The sequence below is a fragment of the Nocardioides sp. JCM 18998 genome, from assembly GCF_055391535.1.
Genome location: NZ_AP043886.1, coordinates 2,500,128 through 2,518,318, shown reverse-complemented (window position 1 = coordinate 2,518,318; position 18,191 = coordinate 2,500,128). Strand labels below are relative to the sequence as shown.

Annotated in this window: 12 protein-coding genes; 1 reads left to right on the top strand and 11 read right to left on the bottom strand. The window is 70.1% G+C overall.

Annotation, left to right across the window (positions count from 1 at the left end; all coding sequences use genetic code 11):
- Positions 1–15: 15 nt before the first annotated feature.
- The 11 genes from ACZ5L9_RS11815 to ACZ5L9_RS11765 all read right to left on the bottom strand — a co-directional run bounded on the left by ACZ5L9_RS11815 (position 16) and on the right by ACZ5L9_RS11765 (position 15,104).
- Entirely contained in the window at positions 16–1,692 is a 1,677-nt protein-coding gene (locus tag ACZ5L9_RS11815; RefSeq protein ID WP_464527871.1) for an MDR family MFS transporter, read from the bottom strand.
- Positions 1,693–1,703: 11 nt separating this feature from the next.
- A complete protein-coding gene (gene rodA, locus ACZ5L9_RS11810; protein WP_464527870.1) occupies positions 1,704–2,864 on the bottom strand; it encodes a rod shape-determining protein RodA in 1,161 nt (386 codons plus the stop codon).
- A complete protein-coding gene (gene mrdA, locus ACZ5L9_RS11805) occupies positions 2,861–4,999 on the bottom strand; it encodes a penicillin-binding protein 2 (RefSeq protein ID WP_464527869.1) in 2,139 nt (712 codons plus the stop codon). Before mrdA ends, rodA begins: the two co-directional genes overlap by 4 nt.
- Before the next feature lie 16 nt (positions 5,000–5,015).
- Complete coding sequence (gene mreD, locus ACZ5L9_RS11800) at positions 5,016–5,546, bottom strand: rod shape-determining protein MreD (protein WP_464527868.1); 531 nt, start codon at positions 5,544–5,546, stop codon at positions 5,016–5,018.
- Positions 5,543–6,505 carry a rod shape-determining protein MreC gene (mreC, locus tag ACZ5L9_RS11795; RefSeq protein ID WP_464527867.1) on the bottom strand — a complete coding sequence of 321 codons (963 nt, stop codon included), beginning with the start codon at positions 6,503–6,505 and terminating at the stop codon, positions 5,543–5,545. The genes mreD and mreC overlap by 4 nt, the downstream gene beginning before the upstream one ends.
- A 14-nt stretch (positions 6,506–6,519) precedes the next feature.
- A complete protein-coding gene (locus tag ACZ5L9_RS11790) occupies positions 6,520–7,548 on the bottom strand; it encodes a rod shape-determining protein (RefSeq protein ID WP_464527866.1) in 1,029 nt (342 codons plus the stop codon).
- A 137-nt stretch (positions 7,549–7,685) separates the two neighbouring features.
- A complete protein-coding gene (locus ACZ5L9_RS11785) occupies positions 7,686–8,738 on the bottom strand; it encodes a LacI family DNA-binding transcriptional regulator (RefSeq protein ID WP_464527864.1) in 1,053 nt (350 codons plus the stop codon).
- Between the two features lie 27 nt (positions 8,739–8,765).
- Positions 8,766–12,317 carry an endo-1,4-beta-xylanase gene (locus ACZ5L9_RS11780; RefSeq protein ID WP_464527862.1) on the bottom strand — a complete coding sequence of 1,184 codons (3,552 nt, stop codon included), beginning with the start codon at positions 12,315–12,317 and terminating at the stop codon, positions 8,766–8,768.
- 270 nt (positions 12,318–12,587) lie between these two features.
- Positions 12,588–13,013, bottom strand: a complete 426-nt coding sequence (gene ndk, locus ACZ5L9_RS11775) for a nucleoside-diphosphate kinase (RefSeq protein WP_464527860.1) — start codon at positions 13,011–13,013, stop codon at positions 12,588–12,590.
- Between the two features lie 256 nt (positions 13,014–13,269).
- The gene (locus ACZ5L9_RS11770; RefSeq protein ID WP_464527857.1) at positions 13,270–13,743 is read right to left on the bottom strand and encodes a DUF4233 domain-containing protein; all 474 of its coding nucleotides are present in this window, start codon (positions 13,741–13,743) and stop codon (positions 13,270–13,272) included.
- Entirely contained in the window at positions 13,740–15,104 is a 1,365-nt protein-coding gene (locus ACZ5L9_RS11765; RefSeq protein ID WP_464527855.1) for a bifunctional folylpolyglutamate synthase/dihydrofolate synthase, read from the bottom strand. Before ACZ5L9_RS11765 ends, ACZ5L9_RS11770 begins: the two co-directional genes overlap by 4 nt.
- Positions 15,105–15,452: 348 nt before the next feature.
- On the opposite strand from ACZ5L9_RS11765, the gene valS reads away from it, so the two are divergent.
- On the top strand, positions 15,453–18,125 hold the full coding sequence (gene valS, locus ACZ5L9_RS11760; protein WP_464527853.1) for a valine--tRNA ligase: 2,673 nt from the start codon (positions 15,453–15,455) through the stop codon (positions 18,123–18,125).
- Positions 18,126–18,191 lie beyond the last annotated feature (66 nt).

Sequence of the window (18,191 nt, the reverse complement as noted above, 5' to 3'; positions counted from 1 at the left end):
CTACCCGCGTAGGCCTCAGCCGGCAGACTCCGCGGCCGCTGCCCGCTGGGCCGCGGCGGCCGACGACGCCGAGCTGTTGCGCAGCACCACCTCGGGCATCATCAGCAGGATCAGGAAGGCCAGCACCCCGACGCCACCGGTGATCCAGAAGACCTTGGTCATCGAGTCGGTGAAGCCGACCTTGAACGGGTGCGCGACCTCCGGGCTCATCTGGTTGATGATCGAGGAGTCCTTGTTGAACTCCTCGGTCACCTTCGGGTCGCCGGCCAGGACCTGCTTGTCCAGCGCGTTGGGCACGAACTGTCCCGACTGCACGGCCGCCTGGATCTTCGGAGCCTCGTCGTGGAACGCGTCGGCGATGTGTCCGCCCACGGTGCCGAAGAGGATCGAGAGGAAGACCGCAACGCCGATGGTGCCGCCCATCTGACGGAAGAAGGTCGCCGACGCGGTGGCGACGCCGATCTCCTGCGGCGGCACGGCGCTCTGCACCGTGAGGATGAGCGGCTGCATGCAGTTGCCGACGCCGAACCCGACGATGAGCATGAACACCATCACCAGCGGGAGCGGAGTACCGGCGCTGACCTGGGTCAGCAGGAAGAAGCCCACCGCCATGATGAGGGAGCCGGCGATCGGGAAGATCCGCGGACGTCCGGTCTTGGAGGTGATCTTTCCGGAGATCATCGCCGCCGACATCAGCCCCAGGACCATCGGCAGCATCAGCAGGCCGGACTCGGTCGGCGAGGCGCCGTGCACGATCTGCAGGTAGAGCGGGAGCATCATCATGCCGCCGAAGAGCGCCATGCCGACCAGCACGCTGGCCACGACCGTGACCCAGGCGGCCTTGATCCGGAAGAGCCGCAGCGGGATCAGCGCCGAGTCCTTCATGTAGGCCTCGGCGGCGATGAAGAACACCAGGCCGGCCGCACCGACGACGAAGCACACGATCGACTTGGTCGAGCCCCAGCCCCAGCGCTGGCCCTGCTCGGCCACGGTCAGCAGCGGCACCAGGCAGACGACGAGGGCGATCGCGCCGAGGAAGTCGATGCGCGCCTTGCGCGGGACGTGGTGCACGTGCAGCGTACGGAAGACGACGATCAGCGCCACGATGCCGATCGGCACGTTGACCAGGAAGACCCAGCGCCAGCCGGCGATGCCGAGGATGGTGCTGGCACCGGCGAAGAAGCCGCCGATGACCGGGCCGAGCACGCTCGAGGTGCCGAAGGTGGCCATGAAGTAGCCGGTGTACTTGGCCCGCTCGCGCGGGCTGACGATGTCGCCGATGATGGCGAGCACGAGGGTGAAGAGACCGCCGGCACCCAGGCCCTGGAAGGCGCGGAAGGCGGCGAGCTCGTACATCGAGGTGGCGAAGGTGCAGAGCACCGAGCCGAGGATGAAGATGCTGATCGCGAACATGAACAGCTTCTTGCGACCCCACAGGTCGCCGAGCTTGCCGTAGATCGGGGTGGTGATCGTCGAGGTGATCAGGTACGCGGTGGTCACCCAGGCCTGCGCGTCGAGACCGTGCAGATCGTCGGCGATGGTCCGGATGGACGTGCTGACGATCGTCTGGTCGAGCGAGCCCAGGAACATCCCGAGCAGGAGGCCGGTGAGGATGGTGAGGATCTGCTTGTGGCTGTACTCACCGGGGGCCGCGTGGCCGGCCGTCGAGATGGTGGCTTCGTTGGTTGTCATCGACAACCAGTTTACCAGCCCGGCAAGGGCCTCGGTGCAGCGGCCAGGCGGACGGCGGCGGGCGCGACCGTACGGGCATGGATGTTCTGCAACAGCCCGATCGCCAGCAGGCCCGCGAACATCGACGAGCCGCCGTAGGAGACGAACGGCAGCGGCACTCCGGTGACCGGCATGATGCCGAGGCACATCCCGATGTTCTGGAACGCCTGGAAGCCGAACCAGCAGGCGATGCCCGCCGCGGCGACCCGGCCGAAGAGGTCGTCGGTGCGCGACGCGATCCGCAGCGCCCGCCAGATCACGATCGCCAGCAGCGCGATCAGGACCCCTGCACCGACCAGGCCGAGCTCCTCCCCGGCCACGGTGAAGATGAAGTCGGTGTGCTGCTCGGGGACGTAGCCTCCCCGGGTCTGCGAGCCGTGCAGCAGCCCCTGGCCGAACAGACCGCCGTCGCCGATCGCGATCCGCGCCTGCTGCACGTTGTAGCCGGCGCCCTTCGGGTCGAGCGAGGGATCGGTGAACGCCATGAAGCGGTGGATCTGGTACTCCTTCAGCAGCCCGCCGGAGACCACCGCGGCCGCCGCGGCGATGCCGCCCGCGAAGAGCAGTGCCAGCCAGCGCCGCGGCGTGCCGGCCGCGGCCAGGACGCCGAAGACCGTCGCGGAGAGGACGAGCATGGTGCCGAGGTCCGGCTGCAGGATGATCAGGCCGGCGGGGACGGCGGCGACCAGCAGCATCGCGACCACGTCGCCGGTGCCGACCCGGGCGCGCCAGCGGCCCTCGGTCCGCTCGGCGAGGACCAGCGCCATCCCGATCACCACGGCCAGCTTGGCGAACTCGCTGGGCTGGATCGACATCCCGCCGAGGTTGATCCACGACTTGGAGCCGTTGATGGTGCTCCCCATCACCAGCACCGCGACCAGGCCGCCGAGCGAGGCGACGTAGACGAGCGGGGCCAGGATCCGCACCCAGCGGTGGTCGGTGGCGAAGACCGCCGCCATCAGGCCGAGGCCGATCGCGATGTTGATCACGTGCTTGCGGACGAACGCCGTCGAGTCGCCGCCGGTGAGATCGGGATGGTGGGCGGTGGCCGACCAGACCAGCAGCGTGGAGAGGACCAGGAGCGCCGCGACCGCGGCGCTCAGGACCAGATCGAGCTTAAGGAGACGGGTCACTTCCTGGTCGCCTTCCCGGTGTCTGACTTCTTGTCCCGTACGGGCGGCAGGATCGAGCCGTCCTGGGCGAAGGTGGGCAGCCCCGCCGGCGGGGTCACGCCGGGGATGATCGCCTTCGACTCATCGACGGTCTGGGTGGTGTTCTCGTCGCCCTGGACGCCGTACAGGCTCTCCCAGATCGCGCGGACCGCCGGCCCGGAGGTGCCGGACCCGGTACCGGCCTGGGTGACGACCATGATCACGACGTAGTCCTTGTCGTAGGTCGCGACCCACGAGGTGGACTGCTTGCCCTCGACCTCGGCCGAGCCGGTCTTGCCGCGCAGCGGGATCTGGTCGAGCGGGAAGCCGCCGAACTTCCAAGCCAGGGTGCCGTTGAAGCTGCCGTGCGCCGTCAGCGTGCCCAGGAGGGCGGTGTTGACGTAGTCGATCGCCTTCTTCGAGACCGCGACGTGGCGTACGACCTTCGGCTTGATCGTCTTGAGCACGGTGCCGTCGGCGGCGACGATCGCCTTGCCGATGGTCGGCTGGTAGAGCGTGCCGCCGTTGGCCAGCGCGCTGTAGGCCCGCGCCAGCTGGAGGGGGGTGACCATGGTGTCGCCCTGACCGATGGTGAAGTTCGCCGAGTCGCCCTGGCGGAAGTAGTTGCCCTGCAGGCAGAACTCGTGCGCGAAGAGCTTGAGGAACGCCGTCGAGCCGGTGCCCTTGCGGTCCATCGTGCAGTAGTAGCTCTTCATCGCCTTGTAGTAGTCGGCGCGCCAGACCCGGTCGCCGACGCGGCCGCTGGCCTCTCCCGGGATGTCGATCCCGGTGGGCTTGCCGAAGCCGAACGAGTGCGCGGCGGCGGCGAGCGGGTCCTTGGCGTGCACGTCGGTCGGGTCGGAGCCGTACTTGTTCCAGAAGTGCAGGCCCACCTGGTAGAAGAACGTGTCGCAGGAGACGTTGAGCGCCTCGGCGAAGCTGATCGAGCCGTAGGACTCCGACTCGTAGTTCTTGAAGTACCGGTTGCCGATCTGTAGGCCCGGGCCGCACGTGAGGTGGGTGTCGGTCGACATCCCGCCGGTGATCGCGCCCGTGGTCATGATCGGCTTCCAGGTCGAGCCCGGCGCGAACTGGCCCTGGGTGGCACGCGAGAGCAGCGGGTCGCCGGACTTCTTGGAGTAGAGCGCGTCGAGCTGCTTCTGGCTGATGCCGCCGACCCAGACCGACGGGTCGTACGTGGGCTCGCTGGCCATCGCGACGACGCGGCCGGTCTTCGCCTCCATCACCACGACGGCGCCGGAGTCGGCGACGTAGTTCTTGTGCGTGACCGGGTCGTAGGTGGCGCGCGCGGACGTGATCGCGTCGTGCAGCTCGGTCTCGGCGGTCGCCTGGACCTTGGCGTCGATGCTGGTCACGAGCGTGTCACCGGGCTGCGAGGGCACCTCGGAAGTATCCCCGAGCTCGCGTCCCAACGAGTCGACCGCGACCGACTTGTGGCCCGGCATGCCGCGCAGCCACTTGTCGTACTCCTTCTCCACGCCGGCACGCCCGACGACGGAGGTGGCGTTGAGCGACTGGTCCTTGTCGGACTTCGCCTGGTCGTACTCGTCGGCGGTGATCGGGCTGAGGTAGCCGAGGACGCCCGCGGCGTTGACGCCGTAGGGACGGGGGTACGAGCGCACGGTCTGTTGGTCGGCGACGACGCCCGGGTAGTCCTCGGGCTGCTCGAGGATCCGCAGCGCGACCTGCTGCTTCACGTCCTCGGCGATCGGGACGGGCTGGTACGCCGAGCCGTTCCAGCCTGCCAGGGCGAGCTTGATCTCCTTGACCTTCTCGCCGGTGGCGTCGGCGACCCGCGTGAGCAGCGTCGCCTGGTCGTCCTCCGACAGCCCGGCGAGGGTGGTCTTGTCGATGCTGACGACCCACGAGGTGCGGTTGGAGACCAGCGGGCGGCCCATGTCGTCGACGATCAGGCCACGGGTCGGCTGCTCGATCACGTCGCGGACGGACTGTGATGCAGCGGCCGCGCGATAGGTCGAGCCATGCGCGACCTGGAGGTACCAGAGCCGGACCCCGAGGGTGGCGAACAGGGACAGGACCAGCGCCTGCAGGACGATCAGGCGCAGGCGGCTGGTGCGGTTCGAGGAAGTGCTCATCCGAGATCCATCAGGGTCAGGCGGCGCGGCGCGCCTCGACGTCGGCGCGCTGGTAGAGGGCCAGCAGGGCCGGCAGGACGATCGGGGTGAGCAGCAGGTCCCAGAAGAGGCCGATGCCGATCACCCGCAGCACCTCGCCGAAGCCGAGGGCGGGGTCCTGCAGCAGCATGCCGGTGAGCGCGAAGATGCTGGTCGCGACGAAGGAGCAGGCCGCCATGGTCGCCACCACGGCGGCGACGCTGGGGCGGCCACCGGGAAGACTGGCGTCCTGGCGGAAGCGGCCGGCGACGTACCCCGCGACCAGCAGCGCGAGGGCCCAGCGGCCGGCGACGGTGTCGGCGGGCGGGGCGATGTCCAGCACGAGGCCGGCGGCAAAGCCGAGCACCATGCCGGCCTGACCACCGCGGGAGAGCGCCCCGGCGACGACGACCATGAGGACGAGGTTGGGCACCACACCCTGCCAGGCGAACGCGTCGAAGAGGCTGACCTGGAGGACCAGCGCGATCGCGACGAGCAGGCCGCTCATCGTCCACATCCGCGCGCTCACTTCTTCAGCCTTCCGTCGGCGTCGATGACGGCTCGGTCGCTCTTGGTGCCGCTGGGCACGACGACGCCGACCAGGTCGAGCGCGCCGAAGTCGACGAACGGCTTGATCGCCGCTGTCGTCGAGGAGTCCCGCACGCTGGAGTAGACCGAGGTGACCTGGCCGATCGGCACGCCGGAGACGTACGGGGCGGCCTTGGCCGACCCCCAGGTGACGACGGTGTCTCCGCTGCTGGGGACCGCCGACTGGTCGACGAGCTGGAGCTCGAGCTGGTTCGAGGTGGCGTCGCCGAGGTCGCTGTCGCCGTGCACGAAGCCGACCTTCATCGAGGACCCGACCCTGCCGCCGACCGTCGCGTCGCCGTCGGTGATGAGCAGCACGGTGGCGGTGGTGCTGGTGACCCGCAGGACCCGGCCGACCAGGCCCTGGGCAGCGACGACCGTCATGTCGGGCCGCACGCCCGAGGCGGAGCCGGCATCGATGGTGGCGGTGCGGTGGAAGGACTGCGCGGGGCCGAGCGCGACCACGCGAGCGGGCACGACGGCGTAGCCGATGCTCTCGGCCGTGCGGGTCAGGCCGTCGTACTCGGCCAGGCGGTTGCGGTCGAAGTCGGCGGTGTGGACCTGCTCCTGGAGCTTGGCGTTCTGCTCCTGCAGGTCCGCGATCCGGCTCCTGAGGCCGTCACGGGTGCGGAACCACCCCGGCACCGATGTGATCGGGCGGGAGACGGTGGCGACGGCGGACTCGGCGGGCCCGAAGACCTCGCCGGCGACCCGGCGGGCCGGGTCGAGCACGCCGCCGGTCTTGTCGAGGGTGATCAGGGTGGCGCAGGCGAGCAGCAGCGCCACGGCGGTGGCGCGTCGTGGCGAGCGGGGGTCGCGGGGCTCGAGGCTGCCGCGGCGGTTGATGCCCTCGCGTCGCGAGGTGAGGTTGCGGTCGGGCCGGCTCTGCAGCTGGGTCATCGGGTCACCACCGATCACCAGCGCCGGGTCTCGGTGACGAGGACCTTCTGCAGCGCCTCGAACTCCTCGACGCAGCGTCCCGCGCCGTGCGCGACCGAGGTGAGCGGGTCCTCGGCGACGTGGACCGGCATGCCGGTCTCGTGCCGGATGCGCTCGTCGAGGCCCTTGAGCAGCGCTCCCCCGCCGGTCAGGACGATGCCGCGGTCCATGATGTCGCCGGCCAGCTCGGGCGGCGTCTGGTCGAGGGTGGCCCGCACGGCATCGACGATGCCGCTGACCGGCTCCTCGAGGGCGTGCCGGATGTCGGCGCTGGAGACACTGACGGTGCGGGGCAGGCCGCTGACCATGTCGCGACCTCGGATCTCGGCCTCCGGCTCCTCCGCGGCCGGCCAGGCCGAGCCGAGGCTCATCTTGACCTCCTCCGCGGTGCGCTCGCCGAGGAGCAGCGCGTGCTCCTTCTTCATCCACTGCACGATCGCGTTGTCCAGGTCGTCGCCGGCCGTCCGCACGGACAGGGACGTGACGATGCCGCCGAGCGAGATGACGGCGACCTCGGTGGTGCCACCACCCACGTCGACGACCATGTTGCCGGTGGGCAGGTGGACCGGGAGCCCGGCGCCGATCGCGGCGGCCATCGGCTCCTCGACGATGAAGACCTGGCGGGCGCCGGCCTGGTAGCCGGCCTCCTTGACCGCGCGGGTCTCGACGGCGGTGATGCCCGAGGGGACGCAGATCACCATCCGCGGCTTGGCGAAGTAGCGCCGGCGGTGGACCTGCTGGATGAAGTAGCGCAGCATCTGCTCAGTCGCCTCGAAGTCGGCGATGACGCCGTCCTTGAGCGGGCGGATGGCGGTGATGTTGTCGGGGGTGCGGCCGAGCATCCGCTTGGCCTCGTGCCCGACGGCGAGCACCTCGCCGGTGGTCTGGTTGAGCGCGACGACGCTCGGCTCGTCGACCAGGACGCCACGGCCGCGCACGTAGACGAGCGTGTTGGCGGTGCCGAGGTCGACGGCCATGTCACGACCGATCAAGCTGTTCGCCACGGATCTGCCTCGCTGCTGTGCTGGGGAAGAAGCAGGCAGACACCCCGCTGGCCTACCCGCTCACGAGGCTAAGCGGCGTGACTGGTGTTTCTGGTGAGGCACGCCGGGCGGCGGGCGCCGTCCGTACGACGTCGCGGTCAGGCGCGAGGCGGCGCGGTGCTCTCCCGCACCACCAGATCGGTGGCCAGGTCGATCCGCAGGCTGGCCGGCGGCTCGCCCTGGGCGATCGCGAGCACCATCCGGGTCGCGCTGGCCGCCATCTCGGCCAGCGGCTGGTGGATCGTGGTGAGCATCGGCCAGGTCCACTCCGCGACCGGCAGGTTGTCGTAGCCGACCACGGAGAGGTCCTCCGGGACACCGAGTCCCAGCTCGCGAGCGGCGCGCATGACCCCGAGCGCGGTGTAGTCGGAGCCGGCGAAGATCGCGGTCGGGCGGTCGGGCCGGGCGAGCAGCTCGCGGCCGTGGTCGTAGCCGCCGCCGACGTAGAAGTCGCCGTAGCGGATGAAGGAGGGGTCGAGCTCGACCCCTGCCTCCTCCAGCGCCGAGCGGTAGCCGTCGACGCGCGCGCGGCTGCACAGCACGTCGTCGGGGCCGGAGATCATCGCGATCCGCCGGTGCCCGAGCTCGAGCAGATGGCGGGTGGCGGCCAGGCCGCCGTCCCAGTTGGCCGAGCCGACCGTGGGCACGCCGGGCAGTCGCTCGCCGGCGGTGTCGACCATGACGTACGGGATCGAGCGGCTCTCCAGCTGACGGCACTGGTCGGCTCCGAGCTCGGACTGGACCAGGATCACGCCGCGCGGGCGGCGCTGCAAGACGTCGTCGAGCCATTGCTGGCGCGGCCGGTGGGCGCCGCCGAGCTCGGAGAGGACGACGGCCATCCGGTGCTGACCGGCGATCCGCTCGACGCTGGCGATGATCTCCAGCGCCCACGGCGAGTCGAGCTCGTGGAAGACCAGCTCCAGCAGACCGGGCCCCGCCGCGTTGGCGGCGCGACGCGGCCTGTACCCGTACCGCTGGATGACCTCCTCCACCCGCAGCCGGGTGGAGGAGGCGACATCGACGCGCCCGTTGACGACCTTCGACACGGTGGCGACCGAGACGCCGGCCTCGCGCGCGATGGTGTTGATCGTCACCGCGGTGGCCTCCGGCTCGGCCGAGGTGCCGTCGGTTCCGGGCGCGTCGATGCTCATGCGGTCATCCTCCCAAGACCACGAGCGTCAGTGGTGCGACTTGTGGTTCTTGGCCTTCGCCTTGGCGAGGGCCGACTTGGCATGAGCGACCTTGGCCTGGGCCTGCTTCAGCTTGCGCTGGAGCCGCTTCTCCTGCTTCGGGCCGTCGGCGTGACGCAGCTGCTGCTTCAGCGAGCGCACCGCGGCCTGGGCGTGGTGGACCCTGATCTGGGCCTTCTGGACCGGCGTCGGGTGGGCCGGGTGCTGGGTTGTGCCGCCCTGGTCGCCGCCCGTGCTGCCACCGGTGTTGCCACCGGTGTTGCCACCCGTGTTCCCACCGGTGCTGCCACCCGTGTTCCCGCCCGTGCTGCCACCCGTGCTTCCGCCCTGGTCGCCGCCGGTGCTCCCGCCGGTGTCGCCCCCTGTGGCCGCAGCGGGCACCAGCTGGGCGACGCCCCACCGTGAGGTGGTCTGGTAGGCGGCACCGGTCTGCTCGGCCCAGCCGTAGTTGGCCGTACGCGCGCCGTCGACGCCGTCGTTGATCTCGTAGTCGAGGCCTTCGAAGGCGCCGACCCCGGTGCTGCCGTCCTTGAGATCGATGCGGGCCTCGATGACGTAGCCGCCGTCGACGCGCTGGGCGAAGTGCTCCAGCCGCGCGCCCTGCGCGGCCTCGGAGTCGCCTGCCCCGAAGGAGACGTCGCCGTTGGCCCCGAGACGCATCTGCGCGTCGTCGGCCCGGTAGGAGCCGTTCTTCGCGTTGCCCGGGTCGGTGAAGATCTCCAGCGAGTCGCGCTCGTAGGCGTTCGGCGAGGCGTCGCCGCCCTGGTCTGCGCCGGTCGCGTCGCTGACCTCGGCTCGGATGTAGAGGTACTGGCCCTTCCACAGCTGGTAGATCCTCGCCGTCGTGCCGCTTGCGGTGCCCTGGATGAGCTTGCCGGGCGAGACGCTGGTCGCCTCGGCCCAGATCGGGTCCTTGGCGAGGGTCGCATCGATCACCGGCGTGGTGCTGGCCTCCGGGATCGTGGTGACCGAGAGCGGCTCGATCAGCTGCAACGTGCCGAGACTGCCCGGGGTGTTCCAGTCCGCCGTACGCGTCCCGTCGGTGACGGTGACGTCGAGCTTCGGGGTGCTGGTGGTGTCGAGGCCCGTGGCCGGGAGGTCCACCACTGCCGACCAACCGGTGGCCGTCGAGGTGACCTTGGCACGGACGCCTGCCCCGGTGACGCTGCCGTCACGCGTGACCGTGGCGGTCGAGGAGCCGTCGCCCCAGGTGAAGCCGGCTGCGTCGGTCGCGTCGTCGCTGGCGTCGGTCGAGGAGACGTACGCGGTCAGGTGGTCGCCGCTCCAGCGGAGCTGGAAGCCGGCGTCGTCGCCGACGGGGAGCAGCGGAAGCCGGCGCCACTCGACGTCGCCGGTGATGGCTGCCGCCGTGCCGGCGCTGGCGGCATCGACGTCGGAGGCGCTCTGCTGGAAGACGTTGGCGCTGAGCTGCTTGGCCGGCAGGCCCTGGTCGGTGATGCCGTAGTAGGCCGGCTTCGCCTGCAGCGTGTCGGTGAAGATCAGCGGAGCACCGGAGCTCAGCCGCCAGCTCTGGCTGTCGACCAGGCCCCAGACCGTCGCCGAGAAGATGTCCGGGTCGGTCGCCCACTCCTCGCGGAGCATGTCGAAGACCGCCTTGTAGTAGTAGCCCTGGTCGACCTGGTTGGCGGTCGTCACCGGGGTGCCGGTCGGGACATCGAGCTCGGTGACGGCCTGCTGCAGCTCGTGACCGCCCGCCGAGGCGGCGGTGTCGATGTGCTGGAACGCCTCGATGGCGGCCCGCAGGTTGCTGACCGGCGTGGACAGCGTGACGTGGAACTGGTGGCCGATGCCGTCGATCGGGACGTCGTCCGCGATCAGCCTGTTGATGAGGTCGAGCGTCCGCTGGCGCTTGCCCGCCTGCTCGGTGTTGTAGTCGTTGTAGAACAGGGCGATCGGTCGATCGGTGCCGTCCGCGGCGTAGGTGTGGTTGAACGCCTGGTCGGCGTCGTTGAACGCGTCCTCGATGTACTCCGATCCGAGCACCTGGTACCAGCGGCTCTGGCGCAGACCCTCGGGGTCGCCGACGTTGTCGGAGACGGCCTCGTTGACGACGTCGAAGGAGACGAGCGGGTTGGTGGCGCTGCCGAACTTCCCGAACTTCGGCTGCGACAGGTAGGCGGCGACGTCGTCGATGTGCTGCTTGAGCCGGTCACGCAGGATCTGCTTGTCGGCCTCGCTGTCGCCCAACGGGGTGTCGTCGGTCGGCGAGACGTTGAAGAACCAGGCCGGCGTCTGCTGGTACCAGGCCAGGTTGTGGCCGTAGAGACGCATGCCGTTGTCGTGGGCGTACGTCATCAGGGCGTCGGCACTGGGGTTGCTGGTCACGAAGTTGCCGTCGTCGTCGTACCACGACTCCGGCTTCATCGTGTTCTCCGGCGTGACCTGGTCGAAGTGCTTGGCCAGCAGCTGGCCGGCGGCGCCCGAGATCTGCGGGTCGGAGACCGCCGCCCCGACCGGGAACGGCAGAGTGTCCTTGATCGGCGTGAGGTTCTGGACCTCGACGTCGACGTGCTCGACCTGCAGGTTGTCGAACAGCATGTCCGAGGTGTTGCCCGTGCCGCTGCTGCTGTACTTCGTCTCGAGGTAGAGCTGCGCGCTGTCGCCCGACGGCATGGTGAACTGCTGGTCGACGTGGGTCCAGCCGCTGTTGGTGACGGCGAACTTGCCGAGCGTGGTGTAGGTGGTCGTACCCGACGCGGTGTTGGCCAGGCTGAGCCACACCTCGTCCGCGGCCTGGCCTGCGGCGAAGCGGACGTCGCCGCTGAAGTCGTACGTCTCACCCGGGGTGAGCTTGCCGGTGACGTCGGTCAGGACGCCCTGCCCGGAGCTGCCGCGGCCGGTGGCCTGCAGGGCGTGGTTGGTGGCGTCGGCGGGGTCGGAGACGACCCCGAGGGTGGCGGTGCCGTGGCCGTCGTCGCGCGGGGTCCAGGCACCGACGGTGCCGTCCTCGAAGGTCGAGCTGATGACGTGGGCCGTCGGAGCGGGCTTGGTGACGGTGAAGTCGTCGATGTACAGGTCGCTGTAGGCGTTGTTCGCGTCCGCCAGGCCCTCGACGTAGAACTGCAGGGACGACGGGTCGGTCACCGTGTACGTACCGCTCAAGGTGGTCCAGGCACCGTCGGTGACGGCCGTCGCCGCGACGACCTGGTTGTACGCGCTGCCGTCGTGAGCGGTGATCTTCGCCGTCGTCGGCGCCGCGCCTGGGACCAGGCGCACCCTCGCCGAGACCGTCAACACGTCACCGGTCGCGATACCCGCCAGGCCACCGCCGCTCGCGCCAGCGGTCTGGATCGAGTCGAAGCTGGCCGTACGCCCGTTCAGTCGCGCCGCGTAGTTGGTCGATGGACCGTCCACGTGCTCGAACGTGATCTTGCCGCTCTGGTTGCCGTCGGGCCAGAAGCCGTCCAGCGTCTGATCGTCGAAGCTCGCCGACGCGACCGTCGTGACGCCCACGCCGCCGTCCGTGGATGTCGCCTCGGCGTGCGCCACGCCGGGCACGAGCACGAGCGGTCCCAGCACGATCGCGCCTGTCACCGCCGCCGCTGCCAGACCTCGACCGAAAGTTTCGCGCCTGTCACGGCGCATGTTGGACTGCATCAAGTGGCTCCTTCGCACACAATTCACCCGGAAGTGTGACGGAGATTACACAGCAAGTCCGCGCGTTGGGAAGAGTAATTTTCGAATATCATGTTCGAAAGTTTCGCTCCGCGCATTGACTAAAGACAGAACCGCCCACCGGCGGTGCCGGTGGGCGGTTCGGAGGCGAGGCGGGCGCCCGGGGCGCACGGATCAGAGGTTGGGGAACCAGATGCCGATCTCGCGCTCGGCGGACTCGACGGCGTCCGATCCGTGCACGAGGTTCTGCTGCACGGCCAGTCCCCAGTCACGGCCGAGGTCGCCGCGGATGGTGCCGGGCGCGGCGGTGGTCGGGTCGGTGGTGCCGGCGAGCGAGCGGAAGCCCTCGATCACACGGTGGCCCTCGACGACCATCGCGGCGACCGGGCCGGAGAGCATGAACTCCACCAGCGGGCCGTAGAACGGCTTGCCCTCGTGCTCCGCGTAGTGCGCGGCGAGCAGCTCGGGCGTCGCGCTGCGCAGCTCGAGCGCGGCCAGGGTGTACCCCTTCGCCTCGATCCGGCGGATGATCTCACCGGTGAGGCCGCGGCGGACGCCGTCCGGCTTGACGAGGACGAGGGTGCGCTGGATCTCGGTCATGGCGCCGAGATTATCCGGGCACGCTCAGCGCGCCCGCATCGCGGTCCTCATCGCAGCATCTCGGCCCGCATTGCGACATCGGACGGCACTACGCCGTGCGAGTCGGCCGAGGTCACCACGTCGAGTCGCTTCCGCCGCAGCGGGATGACGCCGCCCCAGATGCCCGCAGCCACATCCTCCGGCTCGTCGATCGGGTCTCCAGACCTCGGGCTCGGCGGGGTCACCGATGCCGAGCTCCAGGCCGCCCGGGCGGTGCTCACTCGCGCGCGGGCGGCCGGTGCTGCTGCACCGCGAGGTCCTGCTGCGCCTGCTCCTCGGGGGTGAGCGCGTCGTAGGCGGCGTACGCGGCGGCCTTCTCCCGCTCGATCTTGGTCGAGAGCGCCATCGCGCCCCACCACAGGACCAGGAAGACGACCCCGAGCACCAGCATCAGGTGCACCCAGATCGCCAGCACCAGCGTCACGACCTGGACCAGCCACCCCGCCGCATAGGCCCAGCGGTGGCGCAGCATCCCGGAGAGCAGGATGCAGACGACGCAGAGCCCGATGCCGAGCGGCACGGCGACCTTGGCGGAGACGTTGCCGATCGAGATCAGCACCGGCGACGTCAGGCCGAGCGTGATGCCCTGCAGCACCAGGATCGCGGCGGCCATGCCCCGGCGCGGCGACTTGTCGCGGTCGTCGGCGTACTCGATCTCCGGCAGCGAGATCGGCACCTCGGGCTCGCTCATCGAGCCCCCTTCCGGCGTAGCAGGACCCGGGCCTCGCCGACGGTGACCACCGAGCCGGTGACCAGCACCGCTCCGCCGCTGATCGAGCTGTCCGAGTCCTCGGCCAGCGCGGCGGCCGCGTCGATGGCGTCGTCCAGGCGCGGCACGACGCTGACCCGCTCCTCGCCGTAGATCTCGATGGCGAGCTCGGCCAGCCGGCGGGCGGGCATCGCGCGCTCGGTGCTGTTCTGGGTGACGACGAGGTGTGCGAGGTGTGGTTCGAAGACCGCGAGCAGACCCTCGACGTCCTTGTCCCCCATCACGCCGACGACGCCGATGACGGACTCGAAGCTGAAGCTGTCCTCCAGCGCGGCCGCGGTCGCCTCGGCACCGTGCGGGTTGTGCGCTGCGTCGAGCAGGATCGTGGGGCTGGAGCGGACGATCTCGAGGCGACCCGGCGAGCTGACCCGGGCGTACGCGTCGGTGACGACCTCGGCCGACAGCGGCTCGCTCTCGCGGTCACCGAGTAGCGCCTCGACCGCGGCCAGCGCCAGCGCCGCGTTCTGGGCCTGGTGGGCGCCGTAGAGCGGGAGGAAGAGCTCCTCGTACGACGCACGCAGGCCGCGGAGGCCGAGCACCTGTCCGCCGACCGCGGCAGTGGTGCTGAGCACGCCGAAGTCGACGTCCTCCTCGACCACCGTGGCACCGACCTCGGCAGCGCGGGCGAGCAGCACGTCGCGCACCTCGGGCAGCTGCTTGGCGCTCACCACGACGGCGCCCGGCTTGATGATGCCGGCCTTCTCCTGGGCGATCGCGACAGGCGTGTCGCCGAGGTACTGCGCGTGGTCGAGGCCGATCGGCGTGATCACCGCGACGTTGCCGTCCGCGACGTTGGTGGCGTCCCAGCTGCCGCCCATGCCGACCTCGACGACCGCGACGTCGACCGGGGCCTCCGCGAACTTGGCGAACGCCATCGCGACGACCGTCTCGAAGAAGGAGAGCGGGTGTGGCTGATCCTCGTCGACCAGGTGCGTGTAGGGCGCGACGTCGTTGAACGCCGCGACGAACTCCTCGTCGCTCAGCGGCTCACCGTCGACGCTGATCCGCTCGTTGATCCGCTCCACGTGGGGGCTGGTGAAGCGGCCGGTGCGCAGGTCGAGGGCGCCGAGCAGGGTCTCGATCATCCGCGCCGTGGACGTCTTGCCGTTGGTGCCCGTCAGGTGCACCACCTGGTAGGTGTGCTGCGGGTCGCCGAGCAGCTCGGTGAACGCCCGGATCCGGTCGAGGCTGGGCTCGAGGCGGGTCTCGGGCCACCGGGAGAGCAGCGCTTCCTCGGTCTCTTGGATCGTCTGGGCCGGGCGGGCCTGGGGAGTCTCACTCATCGCGTTGCCAGTTTAGGCGAGGTGCTCGGCCGCGCTCGGATCGGCGGAGGCTCCGGTGCCGGAAGTGTCACGGTGACACTTCCGAACTGTCACGGTGACAGTTCGGGGCATTGGTGACACGTGGGATCTGTCACTCGTGCCGCAAACCATCACGGTGACACTGCGAGCTGCGATCGGCGGCCCGCCGTGGGGTCGGCGCTGCCGTCGGTCTCGGCCTCGATGGACACGCCCGGCTCGTCGTCGAACGCCGCGTTCGGCGGGGTGTCGGCGATGCCCGATCGTTGCGCGCCGCACCCTCGGCGCTCAACCCATTTCGCGCAGGTCAGCGCGCGACTCTAGGATTTGCCCATGAGTGAGTCCACCACCAACCCGAGCCCCGACGTGAGCGAAGCCGCCAGCGACGTCGTATCGGTACCGGAGAAGCCGGCGCTCGAGGGCCTCGAGGAGAAGTGGTCGGAGCAGTGGAAGGCCGACGACACGTACGCCTTCGACCGCACCCAGCCGCGCGAGAACGTCTACTCGATCGACACGCCGCCGCCCACCGTCTCGGGTTCGCTGCACGTCGGCCACGTCTTCAGCTACACCCACGCCGACCTGGTCGCCCGCTTCCAGCGGATGCGCGGCAAGTCGGTCTTCTACCCGATCGGCTGGGACGACAACGGCCTGCCGACCGAGCGCCGGGTGCAGAACTACTTCGGCGTGCGCTGCGACCCGTCGCTGCCGTACGACGCCGACTTCACCCCGCCGGAGAAGCCGGACCCGAAGAAGCAGATCCCGATCTCGCGGCCGAACTTCATCGAGCTCTGCGCCCAGCTGGTCGTGGAGGACGAGAAGGTCTTCGAGTCGCTGTGGCGCACGCTCGGCATGTCGTACGACTGGTCGCTGCAGTACACCACCATCGGCAAGGACGCGACCGCCGTCAGCCAGCGCGCCTTCCTGCGCAACCTGAGCCGCGGCGAGGCCTACCTCCAGGAGGCGCCGACGCTGTGGGACGTGACGTTCCAGACCGCCGTCGCCCAGGCCGAGCTGGAGGCGCGTGAATACCCGGGCGCCTATCATCGGGTCGCGTTCCACCCCACCAACAACGCCGCCGACCGGTCTCCGATCTTTATCGAGACGACCCGTCCCGAGCTGATCCCGTCGGTGGTCGCCCTGATCGCGCACCCCGACGACGAGCGCTACCAGCCCCTCTTCGGCACCACCGTGACGTCGCCGATCTTCGGCGTCGAGATCCCGGTCGTGGCGCACCCGGCCGCCGAGCCCGACAAGGGCGCGGGCATCGCGATGTGCTGCACCTTCGGCGACCTCACCGACGTGCAGTGGTGGCGCGAGCTCAACCTCCCGGTCCGTACGGTCATCGGGCGCGACGGCCGCTTCACCGGCGAGACGCCGGAGTGGCTGGTCTCGACGGGCTCGACCTCCGGAGCCGACTTCTACGGCGAGCTGGCCGGCAAGACCACCCACTCGGCGCGCGAGGCGATCGTCGCCAAGCTGCGCGAGACCGGCGACCTGGACGGCGAGCCGAAGCCGACGCAGCGGATGGCGAACTTCTACGAGAAGGGCGACAAGCCGCTCGAGATCGTCGCCACCCGCCAGTGGTACATCACCAACGGCGGCCGCGACACCGATCTGCGCACCTCCCTGCTCGAGGACGGCGCCTCGATCACGTGGCTGCCCGAGCACATGAAGCACCGCTACGACAACTGGGTCGGCGGCCTCAACGGCGACTGGCTGATCAGCCGGCAGCGCTACTTCGGCATCCCCTTCCCGGTCTGGTACGCGCTCGACGCCGAGGGCAACCCGGACTACGCGCACCCCATCGTCGCCGACGAGGCGCAGCTGCCGCTCGACCCGTCCACGGTGGCGCCCGAGGGCTACAGCGAGGACCAGCGCGGCGTGCCCGGTGGCTTCATCGGCGACCCCGATGTGATGGACACCTGGGCGACCTCCTCGCTCACGCCCCACATCGCGGGCAAGTGGGGCCTGGATGATGCAGGCGACGACCCCGATGATCTTTTCAACAGGGTCTTCCCGATGGACCTGTGCACCCAGGGCCACGACATCATCCGGACCTGGCTCTTCTCGCGGGTCGTACGCGCCCACTTCGAGAACGGCGCCGTGCCGTGGTCGCACGCGATGCTGTCGGGCTGGATCCTCGACCCCGACCGCAAGAAGATGTCGAAGTCGAAGGGCAACGTGGTCGTCCCGACCGAGATCCTGGACAAGTTCGGCGCCGACGCCGTCCGCTGGCGCGCCGCGCTCTCCCGGCCGGGCATGGACTCGCCGTTCGACGAGACCCAGATGAAGGTCGGCCGCCGCCTGGCGATGAAGGTGCTCAACGCCGCCAAGCTCGTCCTGGGCAACCTCGGTGCGACAGCGCTGGACACGTTCGCGGTCTCCGAGCCCGTCGACTGCGCCCTGCTCGGGCGTCTCGCCGGGGTCGTGACCAAGTCGACCGAGGCGTTCGAGTCCTACGACTACACCACCGCGCTGGAGACCGCGGAGAAGTTCTTCTGGGACTTCTGCGACGACTACGTGGAGCTGGTCAAGGAGCGCGCGTACGGCGACCCGGCCGACCCGGGCACCCTGTCCGCGAAGGCCGCCCTGGCGATCACGCTGCACACCCAGCTGCGCCTCCTCGCGCCGTTCCTCCCGTACGTCACCGAGGAGGTCTGGTCCTGGTGGCAGGAGGGATCCATCCACCGTGCCTCGTGGCCGACCGAGCTCGAGCTCGGCTCCGCCGCGGCGGCCGACGATGCCGTCCTGAGCGCTGCCGCGGTCGCGCTCTCGGGCATCCGTGGTGTGAAGTCGAACGCCAAGGTCAAGATGCGCGCGCCGCTCGACCGCACCGAGGTCACCGGCCCCGAGGCCCTCGTCCGCGCGGCCGAGCTCGCCCAGGGCGACCTGCGCCGCTCCGGCACGATCGTGGGCGACCTGGTCTTCACCGTGGACGCCGAGGCCACCGAGCTGCGGGTCACCGCCGAGCTGGCGCCGGAGCCGGAGGCCCCGGCCGCGGAGTGATCCGCCGCGACTGAACGCCAACGGCGGTCCACCCTTCGGGGTGGACCGCCGTTCGCGTTGGTCGGT